This window comes from Sphingobium lignivorans (assembly GCF_014203955.1).
In the GTDB taxonomy this organism is placed as follows: Bacteria; Pseudomonadota; Alphaproteobacteria; order Sphingomonadales; family Sphingomonadaceae; genus Sphingobium; species Sphingobium lignivorans.
Genome location: NZ_JACHKA010000001.1, coordinates 1,843,418 through 1,864,499 on the forward strand (window position 1 = coordinate 1,843,418; position 21,082 = coordinate 1,864,499).

Sequence of the window (21,082 nt, forward strand, 5' to 3'; positions counted from 1 at the left end):
GCGGCGCTCAGATCTCGACCGGAACCCCCGGGAGATTCTTCGAGGTTCGAATGGTGAGGGAGGTCTTGACGCTTGCTACGTTGGGCGCCTGCGTCAGGCGCGAGGTGAGGAACTGCTGGAAGCTCCGCAGATCCCGCGCCACCACTTTCAGGATGAAATCGATCTCGCCGTTCAGCATGTGGCACTCGCGCACTTCCGGCAGGTCAGCGACGTAGCTCTCGAAGGCGCGCAGGTCATTCTCCGCCTGGCTCTTGAGGCTCACCATCGCGAAGACGGTGATCGTGTAGCCCAGCGAAACCGGATCGAGATGCGCGTGATAGGAGCCGATATAGCCGCGCTCTTCCAGCGTGCGCACGCGACGCAGGCAGGGTGGCGCGGTGAGGCCCACTTTCGCGGCCAGGTCCACATTCGTCATGCGCCCGTCCGCCTGCAGCGCATCGAGAATCTTGAGGTCGATTTCGTCTATGGCCGCACCCGGCATGAGCTGACATTTCCTTTCGCAATGATGCTCTATACCACAAGATAATGTCTCGACAATGCAATTGTCCCACAATGCGACGTCCCGTTTTTTGCAGCTAGGCGTCCGCTGAAACGAAGGTTACCCGTCGCTTAACCACGAAGGGTCTCCGGGCAATGCGTTTCAATGATATCTTGCGGACGGTGCTCGCCAACCCGGGCGAGGGCGCCACCGCGACCGTGACGCGATGGCGGCAATGCATCGACCTCATCGCGCAGCATGACGTCTCCGGCGCGCAGCCGCCGCGCATCCTGGACGAGGAAGACCGCGATCTCGTCCTCGGGATCATTGCGCGCCTGAGCCCGCAAGTGCCGCTGGAGAAGCGCATCGCATCCATCGTGGAGCTGGGCGGGCGGCTGCGCTCACCGGGGCTCGTGCGCATTCTCGCGCAGGATCATCCCTCGCTGGTCGCCGCGTTGATGAGCCATGTCCGCCTCGCTGACGCGGACTGGGCCGCGCTGATTCCCGACCTCGGCCCGCTGGCGCGCAGCGTCTTGCGCCGCCGGACCGACCTGGGGCCGCGCGCGGACGCGACGCTGCGCCAGTTCGGACCGAACGACATGGCGCTTCCCTCGCTGGTGGACGCGAGCATCCTTACGCTGGCGGACGCGGATCGCGTGCCCGCCTTCGCGGGCGATCCCGGCGATGGGCTGGACGAGGGGCTACGAGACGGCCCGGACGATGGGCCGAGCCAGTTCGAGCGCATCGTCGCTCGGATCGAGCGCTTCAAGGAAAGCCGTGCCCCCTCCGAGCCTGAAGAGATGATGAAGGTGCAGGATCTGGCGCCCACGGAGGGCGCACCGGCCATCGCGGAAGCCGCGCCCGATCACCGGGACGAGGCCATGGTCGCAGCGCCGGCGGCGATCGACCAGTTCACCTTCGAGACCGACGCTTCGGGGCTCATCAGGCTGGTGAGCGCGGCACCGCGCGGCGCCGCTTTCGGCCTCAGCATCGCCGTGGCGGACCTCGACAATCGCCATGGCGCCGACGGCACGGCGCTGGGCGCGTTCCGGCGGCGCGCGGCCTTCGACAATGCGCGCTTCTCCGTCGGGGAAGGTGCGCTGGCGGGGGAATGGCGGATCTCGGCGACGCCCCGCTTCGACAGGGCGAGCGGTCGGTTCCTGGGCTATGCCGGCTCGGCCAGACGCGAATTGCCGCATGAAGGGCTGGTGCGCTCGACGGCGCCGGACGACGGGCAGGGATGGGCAGGCCTTTCCGCCCAGAGCACCCGCCAGCTCATCCATGAACTGCGCACGCCGCTCAATGCCATCCAGGGCTATGCCGAGATGATCCAGGCCCAGCTCGTGGGGCCGGTGCCCGGCGAGTATCGGGACATGGCGCAACATATTCTCTCCGATGCCCATGTGCTGCTGACGACATTCGACGATCTCGATCTGGCGAGCCGCATCGCGCGGGGCGACGACCGGACGCGGCCCGAGCCCCTCGATATCGAGGCGCTGCTGCGCGCGATCATGAGCAGCGTGGCCCCCGAGGGCGTGGTGGCGCTGTCCGTCGAGGACGGCCTGCCCTCCGTCACCGGCGACCGCCAGCAGGTGGAGCGGATGCTGCGCCATCTCGTGCGGGCCGGCTGTGCCGCGCTCGAACCCGGGGAGCCGCTGACCCTGCGCCTGCAGCAGGACGGAACCGGGGCGAAGGTCCGTTTCCTCATGGCGCGGCCCGGTGCGCTGCAATCCCTGTCCGAGCGGGACCTGCTCGATCATGGCGGGCCGGGGGAACAGAAATTCCACGACGTGCCGCCGCTCGGCCTCGCCTTCACGCTCAGGCTGGTGAGGGGCATTGCCGCGCATCTGGGTGGTGGGTTCAGCATCACGAGCGAGCATTTCTGCATCCTCATGCCGGTCGCGGCCTCGCTGGAGAGTGGGCAGGAGAGCCAGCGCTGACGCCGGTCCGCGGCGCGCGCATGCTTAATCCACCGGCAGGGATTTCGTGCTAGGGCGGCGAACGCACATCCCGCTCAAGACGAGGTCCCCATCATCGTGGCCGCCTTTGCCGCCAATCTGATCGAGCCGCCGCCCTCCACGGCGGCCATCGACTGGCCCGAGCGCCTCGGCCGGCGCTTCATGCTGTGGATCGATACCGAGGAAGAGTTCGACTGGGCGGCGCCGTTCAGCCGGAGCGCGACGCAGGTCAGCGTCGTCGCCGGCATGGAGCGGTTCCAGCGCTTCATCGGGTCGGCCGGGGTGCGCCCGGTCTATGTGACGGACTATCCCGTCATCGAGGATGCGGCGGCCAGCGCCCTGCTGCGGGGCTGGGTGGAGGACGGCGCGGCGGACGTGGGCGTCCACCTGCATCCATGGGTCAATCCGCCGCATCAGGAGGTAGTGAACCTCTTCAACAGCTATGCGGGCAACCTTCCGCGCTCGCTGGAGCGCGCCAAGCTGACCGCGCTGCGCAACCGCATCGAGCAGCGCATCGGCGTGAAGCCGGTCGCTTACCGGGCGGGGCGCTATGGCGTGGGGCCGCATACCGCCGCTTTGCTTGAGGATGCCGGCTTCCGGATCGACAGCTCGGTGCGGAGTCGCTTTGACTATCGCGGCCAGCTCGGGCCGGATTTTTCCGGGATGCCGCTGCGGCCCTGGCGCGTGGGACCGACGGGCGGGCTCATCGAAGTGCCGCTCTCGACAGCCTATGTCGGCGCCCTGAGGCGCGGCGGCGAACGGCTCCATCCCCTTCTGGCGCGCACCGGGCGCGTTGCCGGTGCGTTCTCCCGCTTCGGGCTGCTCGCGCGGGTGCCGCTGACGCCGGAGGGCGTGGATCTCGCCGCATGTCGCGCGGCAATCGACGCGCTGATCGAGGAAGGCGCGCCTTTGCTCAATTTCTCCTTCCATTCGCCGACGCTGGAGCCCGGACACACGCTCTACACGCACAGCGCAGCCGACGTGGAGCATTTCTACCGCTGGTGGGACGGCGTGCTGGATCATCTGGACAAGCGCGGCATCGCGCCGATCAGCCAGGCCGAGCTGCTCGCCGCGATATAGCGCCGGGCGCATGAGGATACTTGCCTTGCGGGGCTGGGGCGGGCTAACGCGTGGCTCGATACCCCTTGTCCGGGCGTCTGATGGACATCGGGGCCTGTAGCTCAATGGTTAGAGCTGGCCGCTCATAACGGCTAGGTTGCGGGTTCGAGTCCTGCCGGGCCCACCATCCCCTCCCGCCGCATTCGTCCATTCCTGTTTCCGATTGTCCGCCGCTGACTGGCCGGTGAGGATGCGAGCCTTCGGCTACAGGATTTTGCCGCATAACCCGCGCGGGTGATGTGGGATGTCGCGAGGTTCATTACTCGGCCCCTCCGAACGTCAGGTTCAGGGGGTATCTATATGAACTATCGTGCGACGAGTGCGGCTCTGCTGCTCGCTCTCTCTCTTTCGGCCTGCGCCAGCTCCGGCGGCGTGCAGGATGTGGCCCGCATTTCCGATCCGGTCCAGCGGGAGCAGGCGATCGCCGCGCTCCGCGCCGCCGCGCCCAAGCCGATCGAGGGCAATGGCGGCGCCTTCATGTCGCCCTTCACCTCGGATGGCGTGACGGCCGAGTGGGTCACCAATGCCATGGGCGTGCAGAATGCCGGCGACATCGCGGGGGCCGCAGGACAGGTCGCCGCTGACCAGCTGCTCAGCAACATTCCCTTCGCCGGCCTGTTCGCGGGCCAGGCGACCAAGAAGCTGGCGCGCGCCGCGGCGCTGAAGTCGATCGGCGGCGAGGAATTCCTCAAAAGCTCGAGCGACCAGTCGTTCAACACGCTCGAGGACATGGCAGCCAACATGTACGCCTTCCATTCCGGCCATGCCGAATATGCGCGCATCGTGAAGGCCGTGACGGCGATCTATCCGGATTTCGGCAATATCTATGCCCGTTATCCGCGCACGCCGGTCGTGAGCGAAGCCACCACTTCGGCCTCGCTCTGAACATTTTCGGGCCTGCGGGCGAGGCTCCATGCCCGCAGGCCAGATCCCGTACTCCAAGGAAAGGCCGGAAAATCATGGTCGCCAGATTCGGCAGGGCGTTCGTCGCGCTCGCAGTGATCGGTTGCATGCCCGCAGTGGCGGACGCCAAGACGAAGTCCCGGCAGCCAAGTCTCTACCAGTCTCCGGATTCGCCGGGCGCGGTGCGGGGCGTGGGCGTCGAATCGCAGGACATCGTCTCGATGAGCGACGCGATGATGCGTGACCTGCTGACCGTGCCGGCGATCATGAACGCGGCCACAGCGCCGCGCGTCATCATCGATTCCGCGCATTTCCGCAACGAGAGCTCCGAGATCATCGACAAGGCCATGATCACCGATCGCATCCGCGTGCTGCTGAGCCGCGCGGCGAGCGGGCGGGTGCGCTTCGTCGGCCGTGAATATGCCGATGCCGTGCAGATGGAGCGCGACCTCAAGGATGCCGGGCAGGTCGACGTGGGAACGACCGGACGCACGCGTGCGATGGCCGGAGCGGACTATCGCCTCGTCGGCCGCATCGGGACGCGTGACGCGGTGGACACCCGCACCGGCGTCAAGGAGCGCTACAGCACCTATACTTTCGAGCTTCTCGACCTCGAATATGGCGACCTCATCTGGTCGAACATCTACGAGTTCAAGAAGGCCGCGCAGGACAATGTGGTCTATCGCTGAGCCGGGCTCCGACGATGTCCAGCAAGCTCCTCGCAGGTCTCCTCATCCTGGCCCAGGGCGCGCCCGCGCTCGCGCTGGCCGACGCGGACCCGGCGCCCTATCTCGCGAAGCTGGATTCCGAGGGTGACCGCAACCGCGTGCTCAACCAGATGGAGATCGGCACGCGCTATTTCTGGTCGCAGGACTTCCAGGGTGCCGGCCGCAGCTTCGACGACTGCATCCAGAACATCGAGCTGGTCTTCCTCAACGATCCCAGCGTCGTGAAGGCGCGCAGCCTCTGGTACGAGGAGGGGGCCAAGACGTTCAAGGGTGAGCCCTATGAACGGGCGATGGTCTATTATTATCGCGGCCTCGTGTTCCTCGCGCAGGGGGACTATGAGAATGCGCGCGCCGCTTTCCGGCAAGGTACGTTCCAGGATGCCTTCGCGGAGGAAGAGCAGAACCAGGCCGACTTCGCGGTTCTTTACTTCCTGGAGGCGTGGGCATCCCATCTGAACGGCGACAAGGACCTGCGCGACGAGGCGCTGGCGAAGGTCCACGCGCTGCGGCCCGATTTCCCGGGAATCGGGGAGAGCGACGACACGCTCGCACTGGTCGAGACCGGCACGGCGCCGCGCAAGCTGGGCGACGGGCTCGACCACAGCTATTTCGTCTTCCGGCGGGGCAAGGGCTTCACCGAGAACCGCGCCGAGCTGGTTACGGCGGGCGAGCAGCTTCCGCTCTATGCCATGGAGGACGTCTACCGTCAGGCGGCGACGCGCGGCGGACGCGAGATCGATCAGATCATCAAGGGCCAGGTCAAGTTCAAGCGTGCGGCCAACGACGTTGGCTCGACATTGACGGACACCGCCCAGGTCGTCTCCGCGCTGGGGGGCGACGGGACCGTGTCCGGCGCGCTGGCCGGGGTGGGGGCGCTGGCCTCGATTCTCTCCGGCAAGGCCAAGGTGAAGGCCGACACCCGGACCTGGAGTTCGCTGCCCGATCGCGTCCACGTCTCCACTTTCGCGTCGGGGAAGCTCGGGATGCAGGATCTCGCCGTCCAGTTCCTGACGGACGGCACCCCGACCGACCAGCCGACCCAACAGCTCATCACCATCAAGGACCCGAGGGGCCGCCAGCTGGCGCTGGCCCGCTCTCGCTAGGAAAGAAGGACGTGCAGATGACAGTTCACCGGATTGCGGCGCTTGCCGCCACGGCAGCCGCAGCAGCGATGCTGGCGGGATGCTCCGCGACCATGCCCGAGGGCGGCGTGCGCATCGACAACCAGAATTATGTGCGTCCCACGCTCAACACCGTGCGGGTGATCGACGAGAGCCTGGCGCGCTACAAGAACCGCAAGTGGGAAGCGAACTCGGTGCTCGATGTCGAGAATGTCGTGCTGAGCGATACCGGCACCGGCTTCAAGCGGATCAGCGTCGAGCTGCGCAACAAGACGGGCGTGGAAATCCCGCTCGAGGTGCGCAACAGCTGGTACGATCCCAATGGCCGCCCGGTCGACGCCGCATCCTCCTGGACGCGCCTTTTCGTGAAGCCCCAGTCCATGGTGCTCTTCGAGCAGGTGGCGAGCAATGGCTCGGCTTCGCAATATTATGTCGAAGTTCGCGCGGCGCAGTGAGCGCGGCACGCGGGGAGATCTGCCATGCGAGCTTTCATCATTCCGGCTCTGGCTGCCAGCGCGCTGGCCTGCGGCGGGGCCCAGGCGCAGGAACGCACGGGCATGCCGGCGGTCGCCGGTGCGGAGCGCGGCGGCATGCCCGCCGTCAATCCGCGCCGCGCGACAGCCGATCCGGATGCGGCCATGTATCGCACCCAGGACGAATTCCGCTCCTGGTCGCGCAAGGCGGGCAACCCGCGCATCCTGCTCTTCTGGAACGTGGCGCTGACGGACGAATCCTCGTCACGCTACCGCCTGCGCGCGCAGGAGGACGTGACTGTCGAGGCGTATCGTGGCACCGTGACGCGCTCCACCGACGCAGTGATCGAGGCCGAGCGCACCACCGGCGGGCCCAGTGCCTGGCTCGACAGGGATGATGAAGGCGATCTCGAAAGCGCCTATGTCACGGCCTTCGTGCGCGCGGGCGCCAATCTGGTCGATCGCGCCGCACTGATGCGCAAGGTCTCCGCCGCGCGGAACCAGGACGACCGGGTCGACCAGCAGTTCATGGAGACGCTCGCGGTCGAGGAAGGCATCGATTATCTGGTCGAGGTGCTGCCGGAATATCGCAGCGGCAGCGCCACCGGCATGATCTTCGGCATCCGGGTGCTGCACGTGCCAAGCTCCCGCGTGGTGGCGACTTTCCGGACCGAGGCGCGCCCGGCGGCCGGCCCCGAGCGCCTCGTGGCACGCCCAGGCGGTTTCCAGCGCGAGCGGGATGAGCGCATCACGCCCGATCTCGTCGCCGAGACGCTGGCCTCGGAGACGATGCGCGGCTTCCTCTGATCAGCCGAGCAGCTCGGCGAGCAGCAGGACGAGCTCGGCCTCGCGGTTGCAGCCTGTCTTGGCATAGATGTTGCGGACCTGAACGCGCAGCGTCTCGTTGGAGACGTTGCGGACGGCCGTGATCTGCTCACGCGTATGTCCCCTGGCCAGCAGCAGCGCCACCGAGGCTTCGGCCGTGGTCAGGCCGAAGGCGAGGCCGAGGAGCCTGGCATCCTCATCGCGCTCGCCGGGCAGGCCTTGGTCGCGAATGACGACGGCGGCGGCAGGAACGAAGCCAAGGGACCATTCGCGCTGCTGGAGCCGGAAGAAGTCCACCCGGAACGGCCGCGTTTCACCATGTCCGTCATCGTCCTCCGGCCGCGCCAGGAGAAGGCGGCGGTGCGTGCTGCCGCCTTTGTCGATCACATCGCCGAGCGCGCGATCAATCTCGCGCGTGGCATGCTGCGTGACGCCGAACAGCCGGCCACCGATGGCGCGAAGCACGCCGGCACGGTCCGCCATATGCCGCTCGGCTCCCTCGGTCATCGCACCGACCCGGCCGGTCCGGTCGAGGAGGATGCAGTTCACGGACATATCGCCAAGCATGCCGCCGACGAGGCTCAACCCCTGCTTTTCCAGCGCGATCTGCATGCGGACACCGGTGCGCGCGGCACGATCGGCCAGGGCGAATGTGCGCCGCGATTCCTCGGTGGTCCTGCCGTCCCGCTCGGTCCGCAGCAGGGCGAAACCGATCATCTGCCCGGTTTCCTGAAGGAGCACCGACTGGCAGCCATAAGGTATCTGATACTTCTCGCAGAATTCGAGATAGATGTCGCTGCGCAGCGCCGATTTGGCTTCATCATAATCGGCTTCGAAGAGAATTCTGCGATTGCCGTTTATTCGCTCCGCGGCAATGCGGAAGTTGATGTCCGCATGGCCGCCGTCGATCTGCTCGAAATCCTCCAGCATCCATGGATCGGCATGAGTCACCCAGTTGAAGGAAATGGCTTTGTCGCCGAGGCCGATCAGCTGGGCTCGGGCAGAGCCGGTGTGATCGGCGAGGTCCGCGAGCGTATTGGCCCACAGCGATGGATCGAGCGCAGCATCCTGAAAGCTGCGCTCCCAATGGTGCGCTTCGTCCAAAATTCCCCCTGAATTTTCCGTCCGTCAGAAGTCGCGATAGTGCAGCATGGTTAAAAGGCAGCTAATCCCGTGCACAGCGACCAGCACGCCCGGCATGAAGACCGGCTGCGTCGTCGATGATCTGTCTATTGGCCCCCCCGGGTCATGAGCGCCCGGAATATCCGCACGCACCTAGTCTCCATAGCGAGTAAGAATGCTTCCCGCTACTGGGCTTTTACTGCCGGGATAGGGGATTGGTTGGGCAGGCCTCGGGCGCGGCGGCGGTCAGATGGCTCTTCGCGCCGGCGAGGAAGCTGCAAGGCGATCCTGAAGCAACTGCCAGAACGGGGGTAGGGCGGGGCTAGGGCGGCGGCGTGTGCGTTTATCACCAACGATGGCCGGGCCAGGGCGCGACACGCATATAAGAGCCCGGCTCAGTCGTAAGAGCCCGGCTCAGTCGGGACTGGAAACCGGGCTCTCATCGATGACCGGAGGTCGACGACAGTCCTCAGAACGGGACGGGTCGCTGAACCTTCAGGGGCAAATCCGCTGCGGGGGGATTTTGCCGGCCAACGGCATCAGCCGTTGAGCTTGTCCTTCACCGCCTTGGCAGGCGCGAAGCTCAGCTTCTTCGAAGCCGCGATCTGGATCGTGGCGCCGGTGGAGGGATTGCGGCCCTCGCGAGCGGGCGTGTCCTTGACCTTGAACTTGCCGAAGCCGTTCAGCGAGATTTCCTCACCCTTGGCAGCGGCGTCGGCGATCGAAGCGAACACCGCGTCGACAACGGCGCGGGCGTCCGTCTTGGTGAGATCGTGCTTGGCGGCAATGGTATCGGCGAGATCGTTATTGTTCATGGCACATCCTTTCTCTGTTTTCGGTCGGGCGCGCTTAGCGGCACCGCTCATGACAGTCTACCGCCGTCATGTCCTCTCCGCTTGTCCGCTGCGTCTTTGCGTTCGTTTGCAACGCGCCGGATCGTAACCAGCGCCAAGCCGGGCTTTGATATCGGGCGTTCGGGGAAAAGCCAACGGCATCGTCCGAAAAGACCGAATTTGCCTGAAAAACGGGGGTGTGGCGGCCTCCTTCAAGACAGGCGGCGTTCAGTTCCGTCATGTCATCGGGTGACGCTGGACGTTATCCGGACACTCAGGACCAAAGGGCATCTTCATGAATTTCCGTCATCTTGTCCTGCTCCCGCATATGGCTCTCGCCGGTCTCGCTCTCTCCCTTGCGGGGTGCGCGGCCATCGATGCGCCGGCGACGGGGGTGCCCGCGAGCGAAGGGCCTGCCGAGTCCATTGCCTATGAAGTGGGCCCGTGCTTCGGCTTTTGCCCCGTCTACAATGCGCGCATCGCGTCGAATGGCACAGTCGCTTTCGAGGGGATTCGGCATACGATGACGATCGGAAAACAGGCAGTGACGAAGGATGCCGCCACCTATCGCGCGTTCGCCGAGGCCCTTGCGCCTTTCCGTCCGGCGGACGGCACGACGGCCAGCACCACATGCGATGCGCGCATCAGCGATCAGCAGCATTATCGAATTACCTGGACATCGGCCGATGGCAAGACGACCGTCCTGGAGCATGACCGCGGGTGCCGGTCGCCGCGGAACGACCGGCTGAACGCAGTCCTCGAAGCCGCCCCGGAGAGGCTGGGCATTGCCGACCTTGCAAGACAGACGACCCGGCCCGGCGCCTCGCGGGGCTGAGCGTGAACGATCAGGGAGTGAATGATGTTACCCGCGCGAAGTTTCAGCGTCTCGATCGCCATGGACGCCAGGGCGCTCTACGAGCTCATCTGGCAGCCGGAGTTTTTCCCGAAATGGGCGCTGGGGCTGGCCGAATCGGACCTGCGGATGGAGGACGGCCGCTGGCAGGCCGATGGCCCCGAGGGACCGATCCATATCCGCTTCACGCCCCATAACGCGTTCGGCGTGATGGATCATTTCGTCGACACCGGGGAGGGGCCGGAGATCCATGTCCCGCTTCGCGTGGTCGAGAACGGCGCGGGGGCCGAAGTGATCATCACGCTCTTTCGTCAGCCGGACATGGACGAGGAGCGATTTGCGGGGGATATCAAGCTGGTGAACCGGGATTTGAGGGCCCTCAAGAAGCTCGTCGAAGGCTGAATAACCGGGATATCTTCAAGCGCCGGTCAGCCGGTCGGGCGTGAGCGGCCTGCCGCGCATGGCGCGGTAGCGGCTGGGGCTCATGTCGAACCGGCGGCGGAAGGATCGACAGAAGCTGCTGAGATCATTGAAGCCGACATCGAAGGCGATCTCGGTGATGGTCACGTCGCTGCTTGCCTTGCTGAGCCGCGAGGCCGCGCGCTCCAGCCTGCGCCGCTGGATATAGGCGGACGGCGTCGTCGCCATGCCCGCGAAGAGGAGCTGGACATAACGGGCGCTCACCCCGACGCCGGCCGCGATTCGGTGCGTGTCGAGCGCGGCGTCGCACAGATTGGCCTCGATGAGATCGAGCACGGCGCGGCGGCGCAGATCCCGCCTGTTGGCCTGCTGCACATCGGGACAGGCCGGGCTGTAGGCAAGGTCGAGCAATGGCCAGATGACATCGCTGATCGCATCGCCCCAGTCATTCTCGCCCGCTTCGAGCTGGCTCCACGCCGAGCGAAGGAAGCGCGAGAAGAGCGCGCCCGCGCCACTGTCTCCGCGCACGGGAATGCCGACCATCTGGCGCAGACGGGGCAGGCGCGCCTCGACATAGGCGACCGGCAGCCGCAGCACGATGGTCTGGGTCGGCTCGGCAAAGGTGAGCTCAAGGGAGCGGGAGGGATCGAAGAGCAGGAAATCGCCCTCGTTCAGCCGGCTTGTCCGCCCGCCCGTGTGATTGACGCTGCTGCCGACATGCTGAAGCTGAAGATTGAGGGCGCCCACGTCCAGCCCCGGCTGATTGTAGATCCGGGCGGGCGAGGAGCAGGGCGAGATGATGTCGCAGTCCCGAAGCGACGCGCGATACATGCGGGCCTCGAAAGGGCGATCGTCCGGCACCTCGATGGTGAGCGGCGCAATGAACCTGTCTGCCAGTTCCGTCCAGAAAGGCAGCCGATCGCGCGCGGCCACACTGCTGGTGTCGATTGCCTGGAGCATCATGTCCACGCCTCTCCTCATATGGTCCTGCCCTCTGTGCGGAGCGTTTTCCGGACGATGGCCGCAGGCTATGCGCAAATGACTCCCGCAGCAAGGCGATAGCACCGGCGGGACCGACGGTCCGTTCTTCGACGCGCGAGTCAGCGCATGGGGAAATCGATCGGGCCGCCGTTCGCGCAGGCTTTCACATGCGCCTCGATGCCGGGGATGAAGCCCTGGTGGAAGCCGATGATCTTCTCCGCCTTCTCGGCCGTGCGCAGGCTGGCGAGCGCATCGCGCCAGGCCGCGCAGGCTAGCGGGCGCTGTCCGCCATCGCGCGCGACGACGCCGAGGACCATCTGCGAGAAGCCGAGATTGCCGAGGTCATTGGTCGTGCCGGCCTTGCCTGCCTTTTCGGCGGCAGCCTTGCGCAGCGCGACCACCTGTTGCGCGGCCGCGATCGCCTCCTCGAATGCGCCCGCATCGCGCAGATTCTGGGACAGCGCTTCCTTGATGTTCATCTGCAGGGCGCGGACCGCATCGTCGCGGTCGTCGATGAGGGCGAGCCGGTCGATGACCTGCGCGGCGCGACGGATGAGCCGGTCCGAAACATGCTCGATGCCCGCCCGCGAGCCCGCTGCGAAGCCATCGAGGCCGTTCCACGCCGCGCGATAAAGCAGCAGGGGATCGTCGCGCCGTTCCTCCAGCAGGGCATCATAGCGCTTCTCCGCCTCGAGATGCACGGCCAGCGCCTTCTCATAATCCGTGTCGCCCAGGCTCAGGCCTTCATAATAGAGCAGCATGGCCTCGTCGGCCCGGGCGCTGAAGCTGTCGCGCTGGGCCGGCGTCCAGCCCTGCCGCTCCTTCCGTGCCCGCTCGATGAGGCTTGCCAGCCCGGCGCGCTCTCCCGCCACATCCAGGAATTCGAGCTGTGCGATCCGCAACGCGCTCATGGCGCGCACCCATTCATCGTCGCGGCCTGCCGGGGCGACGCTCGCGAGGCTGGCTTCGGCTTGGGCGAGCGAGGCGCGCGCGGCCTTCTGGTCGGCCTTGCCATGCACTTCTATGAGGCCGCGATAGAGGGCCGAAAGGCCGCGATAGATAGCCGCGTGCGCATCCTCGCCGGGGCGGGACGTGAGCAGCTGGTCGGCCCTGCGCAGATTGGCGAGGGCATTGTCCCGCTCGCCGAGATTGGGCTCGTTGGGCACGCCCTGGATCTGGGCGAGGCGCAGGAGACCGCGCGCCGTCTCGAGCTGAAGGTCCGCAGAAGCGCCGGGCGTGGCGGCGAGGGAGGCGAGATAGCGCTGCGCCTGATCGGCCAATGCCGCTCGCGCGGCGGTATTGCCCGGCACGCGGGCCAGCTGTCCGTTGAGATCGAAGAGCATGTAATTGGCGAGGGCGCGAACGTCATTGAACCGGGTTTCCGCATCGGCCCGCGCGATCTGGGCGCGGTGGTTCGCGACGAGCGCATAGACGAGCGCGGCCAGCAGCAGGGCGATCGTCAGGGCCGCCGCGGCAATGGGCAGACGATTGCGGCCGACGAACTTGGCGAAGATGTAGCCCGGCCCGCGCCGGACCGCGGAGACCGGATAGCCCGTCGCCCAGGCCTCGACATCCTCGGCCAGCGATTCGGCCGTCGCGTAACGGTCGTTGGGATCGTCCGCCGTGGCCTTGGCGATGATGGCCCGCAATTCGCTGCTCTTGTCGTCGACCAGCCAGCCGAGCAGCTTGCCCAGCGAATAGATGTCCGTGCTGGTCGAGACGGCGGCACTGGTCATGCGCTCGGGGGCCGCATAGCCCGGCGTAAGGCTGAGGCTGCCGATGGAGGGCGCCCTGGCACCGTCAGTCGACGGCGCGAGATCGGGCGCGCGGGCAATGCCGAAATCGATAAGCTTGGGCGAGCCGTCGGGCGTGACCAGCACGTTGGAGGGCGTGAGATCACGGTGCACCACGAGGCTGCGATGCGCAAAGCCGACCGCACGGCAGATCGCGCCGAACATGCGCAATCGCTCCGCCCGGGACGGCGCCGTCTCCTCGACCCAGCGCAGCAGCGAAAAGCCGGGCACGAACTCCATGACGATGTAAGGCGCGCCTTCATCGGTCTCGCCGCCATCGAACAGCTGGGCGATGTGCGGATGGGAGAGCTGCGCCAGCGTCTGCCGCTCGCGGCGGAAACGCTCGGCCAGCGCATCGCTCAGAAGGCCGGGCTTGATGACCTTGACCGCGACCACATGATCGAAGTCGCCGGAATCGCGCTCGCCCCGGTACACCGTGCCCATGCCGCCGCGCCCGATGAGGCCGGTGATCCGATAGGCGCCGATGCGCGCCGGGAGCTCGGCCGTGTCCTCGCTCAGCCATGCGCCGCCCGTGCTCAGGCTGGCGCGCCGTTCGGCCGCGAGCAGGGAGCGCAGCCGCCCGGCCAGTGCTTCGTTGCCTGCGGTCCGGGCGGCGATCCAGCCTTCGCGGTCCGCCTCGGGAATGTCGGTCAGCGCCTCGAACAGGCGCAGTGCCTCGCGCTCCAGCGCGACGTCATCCATTGTCGATCGTTTCCGCCATGGCGTCGGCAAGCCAGGCCCGCGCCGTGCGCCAGCGCCGCTTCACCGTGGCGGGAGACTGATCCGTGGCGATCGCCACATCCTCGATGCTCATCGCTCCGAAATAACGCATCTCGACAAGCTCCATCAGCGCCGGATCGATGGCGCCCAGCCTGATAAGCGCGAAATTGAGGGATTCGAGATCAATGCGCTGCCCGCCGTCGACGCGGGTGTTCAGCTCGATCTTGTGATGCTGGCGCTTGTCCGCCGCTTTCGCCCGCGCATGGTCGGTCAGCACGTTGCGCATGATGCGCGAAGCCAGCGCGATGAAATGCGCCCGGTCGGCAAGGTCGATCGCGGACAGGCGCATGAAGCGGACGACGGCATCGTTGATCAGATCGTCCGTGGACAGGGAGCTGTTCAGCTCATTGCGCAGCCGCGCCGCGGCGATCTGGCGCAGTTCCGGAAGCATCCGGCCGATCAGTTCGTCCCGCGCAACCCGGTCCCCGGACCGCCACCGTTCGACAAGATGGGCAAAGCCCCCATCGGACCGATCCATGTCATTCGACCCCCACCGTCCTTGACCGCGCGATCTTCGATGGCCGGGCGTGGCCTGTCCAGCCCTAATGATGCCGTGGGTGCCGAACGGAGCTAGAGCCAAGGGAAAGCAGGAGGGGACGACACCCGGGAGACGCTGCCCCCCGGGGACGCAAATGTCCTGAACCGGGACGAAGCCGGTGCGACGCCGTGACCCGATCGAAGCCATTTTCACGCTGTTCGTGATGGGAGGTCGCGTTCCGCATCTCCCGGATCGACGATGTGGGAGAAAATGAATGACCAGGACGATGAAGCGGGTCCGGTCGGGCGTGATGGCCCTGACCATACCGACCCTGACCATGATCGCGGCGCCGCCGGCCCTTGCGGCCGAGGTGCCTGTCGACCTCTCCACCTGGACGGCGGAAGGATATGGCAACAGCTACAACTGGGTTCTCGAAAACGGCAACGACACGGTCCGCCAGACAGTGAACGGGTCCCCGACGGTTTTCTACAGCGACTTCAACGCGTTCGGGAACCAGCTCTCCGGAACCATCCGGGTGAACACGACCAGCGACGACGACTTCGTGGGCTTCGTGATCGGCTTCAACCCCGGAGATCTGGCGGCCGATTCGACCGATTTCCTGCTGATCGACTGGAAGCAGCTCAACCAGAACTTCTATGGCTTTGCTCCGGCCGGCCTTGCGATATCGCATGTGACCGGCGGGCTGGCCGACAATGCCGGCGCCTGGTCGCATGACCCGGCCCTGGGCGTGACGGAACTGGCCCGCGGGGCGACGCTGGGCAGCACCGGCTGGGGCGATAACGTCACATATAATTTCGACATCGCATTCACCGCGAGCAACATCAAGGTCTGGGTGGACGATGTCCTCCAGTTCGATCTGGATGGCACGTTCAGCGATGGACGGTTCGGGTTCTACAATTACTCGCAGGCGCAGGTCATTTATGCCGGCATCACCAACGAGGTTCTGCCGCCGCCGCCGGCCGTGCCGGAGCCCGCGACCTGGGGCATGATGATCGGCGGGCTGGCGCTGGTCGGCTCGGTCCTGCGCCGTCAGCGTGGATACCGGGTGCACTTCGCCTGAGGTTGCAGGGCAGCGGCGCACGGAAGCCGGGCAGGGGAGAACCCCTTGCCCGGCTTCTGGCTGCGTGCTGCAAACCCAAGCGCATCAGCGGCTCCCGGAGGAGCGGAGGGGATTTTTCGACGCCGTCGCAGGCGCGGGGACAAAGTCTGAGCTGAACCAGCGGCGGCTGTCGGAGCTTCCGAGAGAGAGCTTCAATGATAGCGATGTTGGGCGAGCGGCCGTAACCCTCTCCCCTTCAGGGGAGAGGGTTAGGAGAGGGGAGGTCGCACGCCGGCTGCTCGCCCCCTCTCAACTTCGGCTAGTCAGCACGCTGACAAGCCTCCGTTTCTCTCCCCCTCAAGGGGAGAGAGCAACAGCAGCTTTGTCGTCGTGTCCCCGGCGGGCTATTTTCGGACCGAAATCCCGGCTAACCGCCATCCCGCAGAGCCATCCAATGTGGCCACGCGCCTAAAGCGGCAGGCCTACATAGTTTTCCGCGATGGTGGTCTGGGCGGCCGTCGAGGAAGCGATATAGTCGAGTTCGGCCATCTGCATCCGGCGCGCGAAGGGATCCGTGTCCGGGAAGCGATGCATGAGCGTGGTCAGCTGCCAGGAGAAACGCTCCGCTTTCCACACGCGCGCCAGGGCTCTTGGTCCGTAAGCGGCGATCCCGTCGCTGTCGCTCTGCTGGAAGTAGCGGATCAGCGCCTCGGAAAGATAAGCGACGTCCGACGCTGCGAGGTTGAGGCCCTTGGCACCGGTGGGCGGGACGATATGTGCGGCATCGCCAGCGAGCATCAGGCGGCCGTGGCGCATCGGCTCGAACACGAAGGAGCGAAGCGGCGCGATCGATTTCTCGATGGCGGGGCCGCGCGTCATCGAAGCCGCGGCGTCGGGCCCGAGCCGGACGGCAAGCTCGTCCCACAGCCGGTCATCGGGCCAGTCCTCCACCTGATCGGTGAGGGGAACCTGGATATAGTAGCGGCTGCGCGTCTTCGAGCGCATGGACGCCAGGGCAAATCCATTCTCGTGATTGGCGTAGATCAGCTCATGATTGCAGGGAGGCACATCGGCGAGGATGCCGAGCCACCCGAAGGGATAGACCTTCTCGAAGGCCTGTCCGGCTGAAGCGGGGATCGCCTGACGGGACGGGCCATGGAAGCCGTCGCATCCGCAGATGAAATCCGCCTCGATCCGATGGACGCTGCCATCCTTCTGAAATGTGACGGAGGGACGATCGCTCTCGATGTCGTGCAGGGCCACGTCGGCGGCTTCGTAGACGATCTCCAGCCCTCGTCCCGGCGCGGCATCCATCAGGTCGCGGGTCAGCTCGGTCTGGCCGTAGACCATGACCTGCTTGCCGGTGAGCGCCGCGATATCGATGCGGATCAGCCGTTCCCCATCGGCGAGGTTGAAGCCATCATGGGGCAATCCTTCCGCGTTCATCCGATCGCTGAGGCCAAGCCGGTCAAGCAGGTCGGTCGTCGTGCGTTCCAGCACGCCCGCGCGGATGCGGCCCAGCACATAATCGGGCGATGCGCGCTCTATGACGAGCGCCTCGATCCCTTCCGCCCGCAGAAGATGCCCCAGGAGCAGGCCCGCGGGCCCGGCTCCGATGATCGCGACCTGTACCTTGGTCTTCATGACCTCTCCTGCCTGGCGTGAAATTCGTACCTGCCACCTTCATGCCGCGAATCGGCCTTGCCTCCCATGGCCGGATCAACCAGACATCTGGACGATTCAGTCTCCGGCCGGGCGTCACCAGATGTCTCCAGTGTCTTCCACCAATGTCGTTCCTGCTTACTCTCTCTACGGCGAAGAGCAGCGGGGGATCACCGAAGGCTTCGTCCATGTCGAAACGCTGGACGAACGGTCGCGGCCCGAGGAATGGACGATCAAGCCACATGTCCATGGCCATCTCGATCATGCCATCCTCATCGCGCGGGGCGGCGGAACCATCCATGCCGAGGGCCAGTGCACCGATTTCGAGGCGCCGGCCCTGCTGCTGATTCCAGCAGGGGTTATCCACGGCTTTTCCTGGCATCGCGAATCGAGCGGATGGGTTTTGACGACCGCGGATTCCTATCTGCGCCAGCTCCTCTCCAGAGATCCGGACATCGCCTCCCTGTTCAGGGAAGCGACCGCCGTGCCGCTGGACGCCGGGGACGGACAGGCTGCCGAGCAGTGGATGATCGCGATCCGGCGCGAGCTGGACGAAGCGGCAAAAGGCTTTCGCGTGGGCGTGGAGGCATCGCTCCTCGCCTTGCTGGTGCTTGCGCTTCGCCGGTCGGCGGTTCTGCCGGAGCCATCGGCAGGGCAGGCCTATGCCGCCGATCTCATGCCGCGTTGGCGCGCCCGCATCGAGCAGCGGTTCCGGCTGCGGGAGCCCGTCAGCGTTCATGCCCGTGCGCTCGGCGTCAGCGAGACGACATTGCGGCGCGCATGCCTGAGTGTCGCCGGCCTGTCGCCCGCCGCGATGATCGACCAGCGCGCCTTGCTGGAAGCGCGACGCCTGCTGTTCTATTCGCAACTGAGCGTCGCCGAAGTCGCTTATGCGATCGGGTTCGAAGACCCCGGCTATTTCTCCCGCTTCTTCTCCCGCCACACGGGCGAAGCGCCCAGCGTCTATCGGGCGAGGTGGGAGAAAGGCAGCTGAGGCTTGCCTGCCCGGTGCCCGAGACCGGTGCAGGCGCGCCCGGTCAGCCCCCAGCGGCCGATTTCTCCGCTTGCGCGATGACGGCGCTGGTCCGCACGAAACTGTCCGGATTGAGCGAGATCGAGTCGATGCCCTCGCCGACCAGGAAGGCGGCGAAATCCGCATGGTTGCTGGGCGCCTGCCCGCATATCCCGATCTTGATGCCGGCCTCATGAGCCGCGCGAATGGCTTGGGCGATGGAGAGCTTCACGGCCGGGTCCCGCTCGTCGAACATCGTGGCCAGCAGATCGGAGTCCCGATCGACGCCCAGGATGAGCTGGGTCAGGTCGTTCGAGCCGATGGAAAAGCCATCGAAGCGCCTGGCGAATTCGCGCGCGAGGATGACGTTCGAGGGAATCTCGCACATCATGTAGACCTGCAGCCCATCCACGCCGCGCTGCAGGCCATTCTCTGCCATCACCGCCAGCACGCGATCGGCCTCCGCCAGCGTGCGGCAGAAGGGGACCATGACGATGATGTTCGAGAAGCCCATGGCTTCCCGCGCCATTTTGAGGGCCCTGCATTCGAGGGCGAAGCCTTCCCGATAGCGATCGTCATAATAACGGGACGCGCCACGAAAGCCGAGCATCGGGTTTTCCTCGCTCGGCTCGAAGGCGCTGCCGCCGATGAGATGGGCATATTCGTTGGTCTTGAAATCGCTGAGGCGGACAATGGCGGGATGCGGGAAGAAGGGCGCGGCCAGCCGCGCGATGCCGCGTGCGAGCGTCTCGACGAAGAAGTCGGGCGGGCTGGCGAAGCCCTTTGCGAGCGCATCGATCTGGCGCCGGTGGGCATCGGAGATCCGCTCTGGATGCAGCAACGCCATGGGATGGGCCTTGATGAGATTGTTGATGATGAATTCCATCCGGGCGAGGCCGACGCCCTGTGCCGGCAAGGGCCACCACTGAAACGCGGCGGACGGCTCGGCGATGTTCAGCATGACGGCCGTGTCCGTCTTCGGAATGGCCGTCAGATCGATATCCTCGACGATGAAATCGAGGAGGCCATCATAGACCAGGCCCTTGTCGCCCGACGCGCAGGACAGGGTGACCTGCTGGCCATCGCGGAGGATCGAGGTGCCCGAGCCGGTGCCCACGATGGCGGGCACGCCCAGTTCCCGGCTGACGATGGCGGCATGACTGGTGCTGCCGCCCCGATCAGTGATGATGCCGGCGGCGCGTTTCATCACCGGCACCCAGTCCGGATCGGTATTGCCGGTGACGAGGATCGCGCCATCCGTGAAGCGGGCGATGTCCGAGGCATCCTGGATGAGGCAGATTTGTCCGCTGGCGATCGCGCTGCCGACGGCCACGCCGGAGAGCAGGGGGCTTACTTGCGTCTTCAGCTCATAGCGGCGGAACGTCTTCTGCTGCCCGGTCCCGTGGACTGTCTCGGGGCGTGCCTGGACCAGATAGAGAAGGCCGTTGCTGCCGTCCTTCGCCCATTCGAGGTCCATGGGCCGGCCGTAATGGGCTTCGACGGCGACCGCCCAGCGGCCGAGCTCGAGGATCTCCGCGTCGGCCAGCACGAAGGCCAGCCGCTTGTCCGGATCGGTCGGGATCACGCGGGTCTGGTGCGCGGCATCCTGCGCATAGACCATGGTGATGGCTTTCTCGCCCCGGCTCTTCTCGATGATCGGGGCGGCGCCGGGCTTCTCCAGCAAGGCCTTGAAGACGACATAGCGATCCGGATTGACCGCTCCCTGGACGACGGTCTCTCCCAGTCCCCAGGCAGCGCTGATCGTCGCGACGCCGGGAAAGCCGGATTCGGGGTCGATCGTGAAGATGACGCCCGAGCCGGCGAGATCCGAGCGAACCATCTGCTGGATGCCCACCGAGAGCGCCACCGAGAAATGATCGAAGCCCTTCGCCTCGCGATAGCTGATCGCGCGATCCGTGAAGAGCGAGGCGAAGCAGCGCAGGCAAGCATCCAGCAGCGCCTTTTCGCCCCGGATGTTGAGGAAGCTCTCGTGCTGCCCGGCAAAGCTCGCATCGGGCAGGTCCTCGGCCGTCGCACTGCTGCGCACCGCGACGGCGGGGTCGCGCGTCTGCGTGATCTCGGACAGGCGCGCATAGGCGGTGCGGATCTGGCTGACGAGATCGTCCGGGAGGTGGCAGGCGAGGATGAGCGTGCGGATCGCGTGGCCCGCGTCCTGCAGGCTTTCCTCCCCGGCACGAAAGCGAGCGATATGCGCTTCCATCGCCGGTCGGATGCCGCCCGCTGCGACGAAATCCCGATAAGCCTGCGCCGTCGTGGCGAAACCGGCGGGAACGCGGACGCCGGCGGTTCCAAGCTGACGCACCAGTTCGCCCAGGGAAGCGTTCTTCCCGCCAACGGACGGAACGTCGCCAATGGACAGGTCCTGAAACCATATGACGGCCGGATCGGTGGGTTGATGCGCCATTTTTCTCTCCCTTCGAATGCGACGGGTTGATTCGCTGCCGGACAGACATGGACAACCA

General features: G+C 66.0%; 19 protein-coding genes and 1 tRNA gene. 12 read left to right on the forward strand and 8 right to left on the reverse strand.

Going from position 1 to position 21,082, the window contains the following annotated elements; genetic code table 11:
- Window positions 1-7: 7 nt before the first annotated feature.
- Window positions 8-481 (reverse strand): Lrp/AsnC family transcriptional regulator, encoded by a 474-nt coding sequence (locus HNP60_RS08370; protein WP_184152436.1) that lies wholly within the window; start codon window positions 479-481, stop codon window positions 8-10.
- A gap of 152 nt (window positions 482-633) precedes the next feature.
- Here HNP60_RS08370 and HNP60_RS08375 point away from each other — a divergent pair, with 152 nt between their 5' ends.
- The 8 genes from HNP60_RS08375 (at window position 634) to HNP60_RS08410 (ending at window position 7,587) form a co-directional block, all read left to right on the forward strand.
- On the forward strand, window positions 634-2,418 hold the full coding sequence (locus tag HNP60_RS08375; protein ID WP_184152439.1) for a sensor histidine kinase: 1,785 nt from the start codon (window positions 634-636) through the stop codon (window positions 2,416-2,418).
- Window positions 2,419-2,508: 90 nt separating this feature from the next.
- The gene (locus HNP60_RS08380; protein WP_338056755.1) at window positions 2,509-3,516 is read left to right on the forward strand and encodes a polysaccharide deacetylase family protein; all 1,008 of its coding nucleotides are present in this window, start codon (window positions 2,509-2,511) and stop codon (window positions 3,514-3,516) included.
- 90 nt (window positions 3,517-3,606) lie between these two features.
- Window positions 3,607-3,682 (forward strand) — tRNA-Ile (locus HNP60_RS08385).
- Between the two features lie 173 nt (window positions 3,683-3,855).
- A complete protein-coding gene (locus tag HNP60_RS08390; RefSeq protein WP_184152446.1) occupies window positions 3,856-4,440 on the forward strand; it encodes a hypothetical protein in 585 nt (194 codons plus the stop codon).
- Between the two features lie 74 nt (window positions 4,441-4,514).
- Window positions 4,515-5,147, forward strand: a complete 633-nt coding sequence (locus HNP60_RS08395) for a hypothetical protein (protein ID WP_014075999.1) — start codon at window positions 4,515-4,517, stop codon at window positions 5,145-5,147.
- Between the two features lie 14 nt (window positions 5,148-5,161).
- Window positions 5,162-6,289, forward strand: a complete 1,128-nt coding sequence (locus HNP60_RS08400) for a COG3014 family protein (RefSeq protein ID WP_184152449.1) — start codon at window positions 5,162-5,164, stop codon at window positions 6,287-6,289.
- 17 nt (window positions 6,290-6,306) lie between these two features.
- Complete coding sequence (locus HNP60_RS08405; RefSeq protein WP_014076001.1) at window positions 6,307-6,762, forward strand: DUF1425 domain-containing protein; 456 nt, start codon at window positions 6,307-6,309, stop codon at window positions 6,760-6,762.
- 24 nt (window positions 6,763-6,786) lie between these two features.
- Window positions 6,787-7,587, forward strand: a complete 801-nt coding sequence (locus HNP60_RS08410; protein WP_184152452.1) for a hypothetical protein — start codon at window positions 6,787-6,789, stop codon at window positions 7,585-7,587.
- On the opposite strand, the gene HNP60_RS08415 is transcribed toward HNP60_RS08410, so the two are convergent.
- Window positions 7,588-8,709: a helix-turn-helix transcriptional regulator gene (locus tag HNP60_RS08415; protein ID WP_184152456.1), complete on the reverse strand. Its 1,122-nt coding sequence runs from the start codon at window positions 8,707-8,709 to the stop codon at window positions 7,588-7,590.
- 557 nt (window positions 8,710-9,266) lie between these two features.
- Window positions 9,267-9,593 carry an HU family DNA-binding protein gene (locus tag HNP60_RS08420; protein WP_158512695.1) on the reverse strand — a complete coding sequence of 109 codons (327 nt, stop codon included), beginning with the start codon at window positions 9,591-9,593 and terminating at the stop codon, window positions 9,267-9,269.
- A gap of 262 nt (window positions 9,594-9,855) precedes the next feature.
- On the opposite strand from HNP60_RS08420, the gene HNP60_RS08425 reads away from it, so the two are divergent.
- Together HNP60_RS08425 and HNP60_RS08430 are read left to right on the forward strand one after the other, a co-directional pair.
- Entirely contained in the window at window positions 9,856-10,395 is a 540-nt protein-coding gene (locus HNP60_RS08425; RefSeq protein ID WP_184152458.1) for a DUF6438 domain-containing protein, read from the forward strand.
- A 21-nt stretch (window positions 10,396-10,416) separates the two neighbouring features.
- A complete protein-coding gene (locus HNP60_RS08430) occupies window positions 10,417-10,815 on the forward strand; it encodes a polyketide cyclase (protein WP_260394790.1) in 399 nt (132 codons plus the stop codon).
- Between the two features lie 15 nt (window positions 10,816-10,830).
- Here HNP60_RS08430 and HNP60_RS08435 read toward each other — a convergent pair whose 3' ends face one another.
- From HNP60_RS08435 to HNP60_RS08445, 3 genes are all read right to left on the reverse strand, one after another.
- A complete protein-coding gene (locus HNP60_RS08435) occupies window positions 10,831-11,796 on the reverse strand; it encodes an AraC-like ligand-binding domain-containing protein (RefSeq protein WP_184152461.1) in 966 nt (321 codons plus the stop codon).
- 137 nt (window positions 11,797-11,933) lie between these two features.
- A complete protein-coding gene (locus tag HNP60_RS08440; RefSeq protein ID WP_184152464.1) occupies window positions 11,934-14,309 on the reverse strand; it encodes a serine/threonine-protein kinase in 2,376 nt (791 codons plus the stop codon).
- Window positions 14,302-14,865 carry an ECF-type sigma factor gene (locus HNP60_RS08445; protein ID WP_184152467.1) on the reverse strand — a complete coding sequence of 188 codons (564 nt, stop codon included), beginning with the start codon at window positions 14,863-14,865 and terminating at the stop codon, window positions 14,302-14,304. The genes HNP60_RS08440 and HNP60_RS08445 overlap by 8 nt, the downstream gene beginning before the upstream one ends.
- A gap of 274 nt (window positions 14,866-15,139) precedes the next feature.
- Between HNP60_RS08445 and HNP60_RS08450 the strand changes: the two genes are divergently transcribed.
- Window positions 15,140-15,946 carry a PEPxxWA-CTERM sorting domain-containing protein gene (locus HNP60_RS08450; protein WP_260394791.1) on the forward strand — a complete coding sequence of 269 codons (807 nt, stop codon included), beginning with the start codon at window positions 15,140-15,142 and terminating at the stop codon, window positions 15,944-15,946.
- Between the two features lie 447 nt (window positions 15,947-16,393).
- Here the strand turns inward: HNP60_RS08450 and pobA are convergent, their stop codons facing one another.
- A complete protein-coding gene (gene pobA, locus HNP60_RS08455) occupies window positions 16,394-17,569 on the reverse strand; it encodes a 4-hydroxybenzoate 3-monooxygenase (RefSeq protein WP_184152469.1) in 1,176 nt (391 codons plus the stop codon).
- Window positions 17,570-17,690: 121 nt separating this feature from the next.
- Between pobA and HNP60_RS08460 the strand changes: the two genes are divergently transcribed.
- Window positions 17,691-18,581: a helix-turn-helix domain-containing protein gene (locus tag HNP60_RS08460; RefSeq protein WP_184152472.1), complete on the forward strand. Its 891-nt coding sequence runs from the start codon at window positions 17,691-17,693 to the stop codon at window positions 18,579-18,581.
- 43 nt (window positions 18,582-18,624) lie between these two features.
- On the opposite strand, the gene ppsA is transcribed toward HNP60_RS08460, so the two are convergent.
- Entirely contained in the window at window positions 18,625-21,024 is a 2,400-nt protein-coding gene (ppsA, locus tag HNP60_RS08465; protein ID WP_184152475.1) for a phosphoenolpyruvate synthase, read from the reverse strand.
- Window positions 21,025-21,082: the final 58 nt, after the last annotated feature.

Bases quoted from the DNA above. Each gene is read 5' to 3' on its own strand.
- HNP60_RS08370 (WP_184152436.1), bottom strand. From the start codon at position 481: ATGCCGGGTGCGGCCATAGACGAAATCGACCTCAAGATTCTCGATGCG.
- HNP60_RS08375 (WP_184152439.1), top strand. From the start codon at position 634: ATGCGTTTCAATGATATCTTGCGGACGGTGCTCGCCAACCCGGGCGAG.
- HNP60_RS08390 (WP_184152446.1), top strand. From the start codon at position 3,856: ATGAACTATCGTGCGACGAGTGCGGCTCTGCTGCTCGCTCTCTCTCTT.
- HNP60_RS08395 (WP_014075999.1), top strand. From the start codon at position 4,515: ATGGTCGCCAGATTCGGCAGGGCGTTCGTCGCGCTCGCAGTGATCGGT.
- HNP60_RS08400 (WP_184152449.1), top strand. From the start codon at position 5,162: ATGTCCAGCAAGCTCCTCGCAGGTCTCCTCATCCTGGCCCAGGGCGCG.
- HNP60_RS08405 (WP_014076001.1), top strand. From the start codon at position 6,307: ATGACAGTTCACCGGATTGCGGCGCTTGCCGCCACGGCAGCCGCAGCA.
- HNP60_RS08410 (WP_184152452.1), top strand. From the start codon at position 6,787: ATGCGAGCTTTCATCATTCCGGCTCTGGCTGCCAGCGCGCTGGCCTGC.
- HNP60_RS08420 (WP_158512695.1), bottom strand. From the start codon at position 9,593: ATGAGCGGTGCCGCTAAGCGCGCCCGACCGAAAACAGAGAAAGGATGT.
- HNP60_RS08425 (WP_184152458.1), top strand. From the start codon at position 9,856: ATGAATTTCCGTCATCTTGTCCTGCTCCCGCATATGGCTCTCGCCGGT.
- HNP60_RS08430 (WP_260394790.1), top strand. From the start codon at position 10,417: ATGATGTTACCCGCGCGAAGTTTCAGCGTCTCGATCGCCATGGACGCC.
- HNP60_RS08435 (WP_184152461.1), bottom strand. From the start codon at position 11,796: ATGATGCTCCAGGCAATCGACACCAGCAGTGTGGCCGCGCGCGATCGG.
- HNP60_RS08440 (WP_184152464.1), bottom strand. From the start codon at position 14,309: ATGGATGACGTCGCGCTGGAGCGCGAGGCACTGCGCCTGTTCGAGGCG.
- HNP60_RS08445 (WP_184152467.1), bottom strand. From the start codon at position 14,865: ATGGATCGGTCCGATGGGGGCTTTGCCCATCTTGTCGAACGGTGGCGG.
- HNP60_RS08450 (WP_260394791.1), top strand. From the start codon at position 15,140: ATGACCAGGACGATGAAGCGGGTCCGGTCGGGCGTGATGGCCCTGACC.
- pobA (WP_184152469.1), bottom strand. From the start codon at position 17,569: ATGAAGACCAAGGTACAGGTCGCGATCATCGGAGCCGGGCCCGCGGGC.
- HNP60_RS08460 (WP_184152472.1), top strand. From the start codon at position 17,691: ATGTCTCCAGTGTCTTCCACCAATGTCGTTCCTGCTTACTCTCTCTAC.
- ppsA (WP_184152475.1), bottom strand. From the start codon at position 21,024: ATGGCGCATCAACCCACCGATCCGGCCGTCATATGGTTTCAGGACCTG.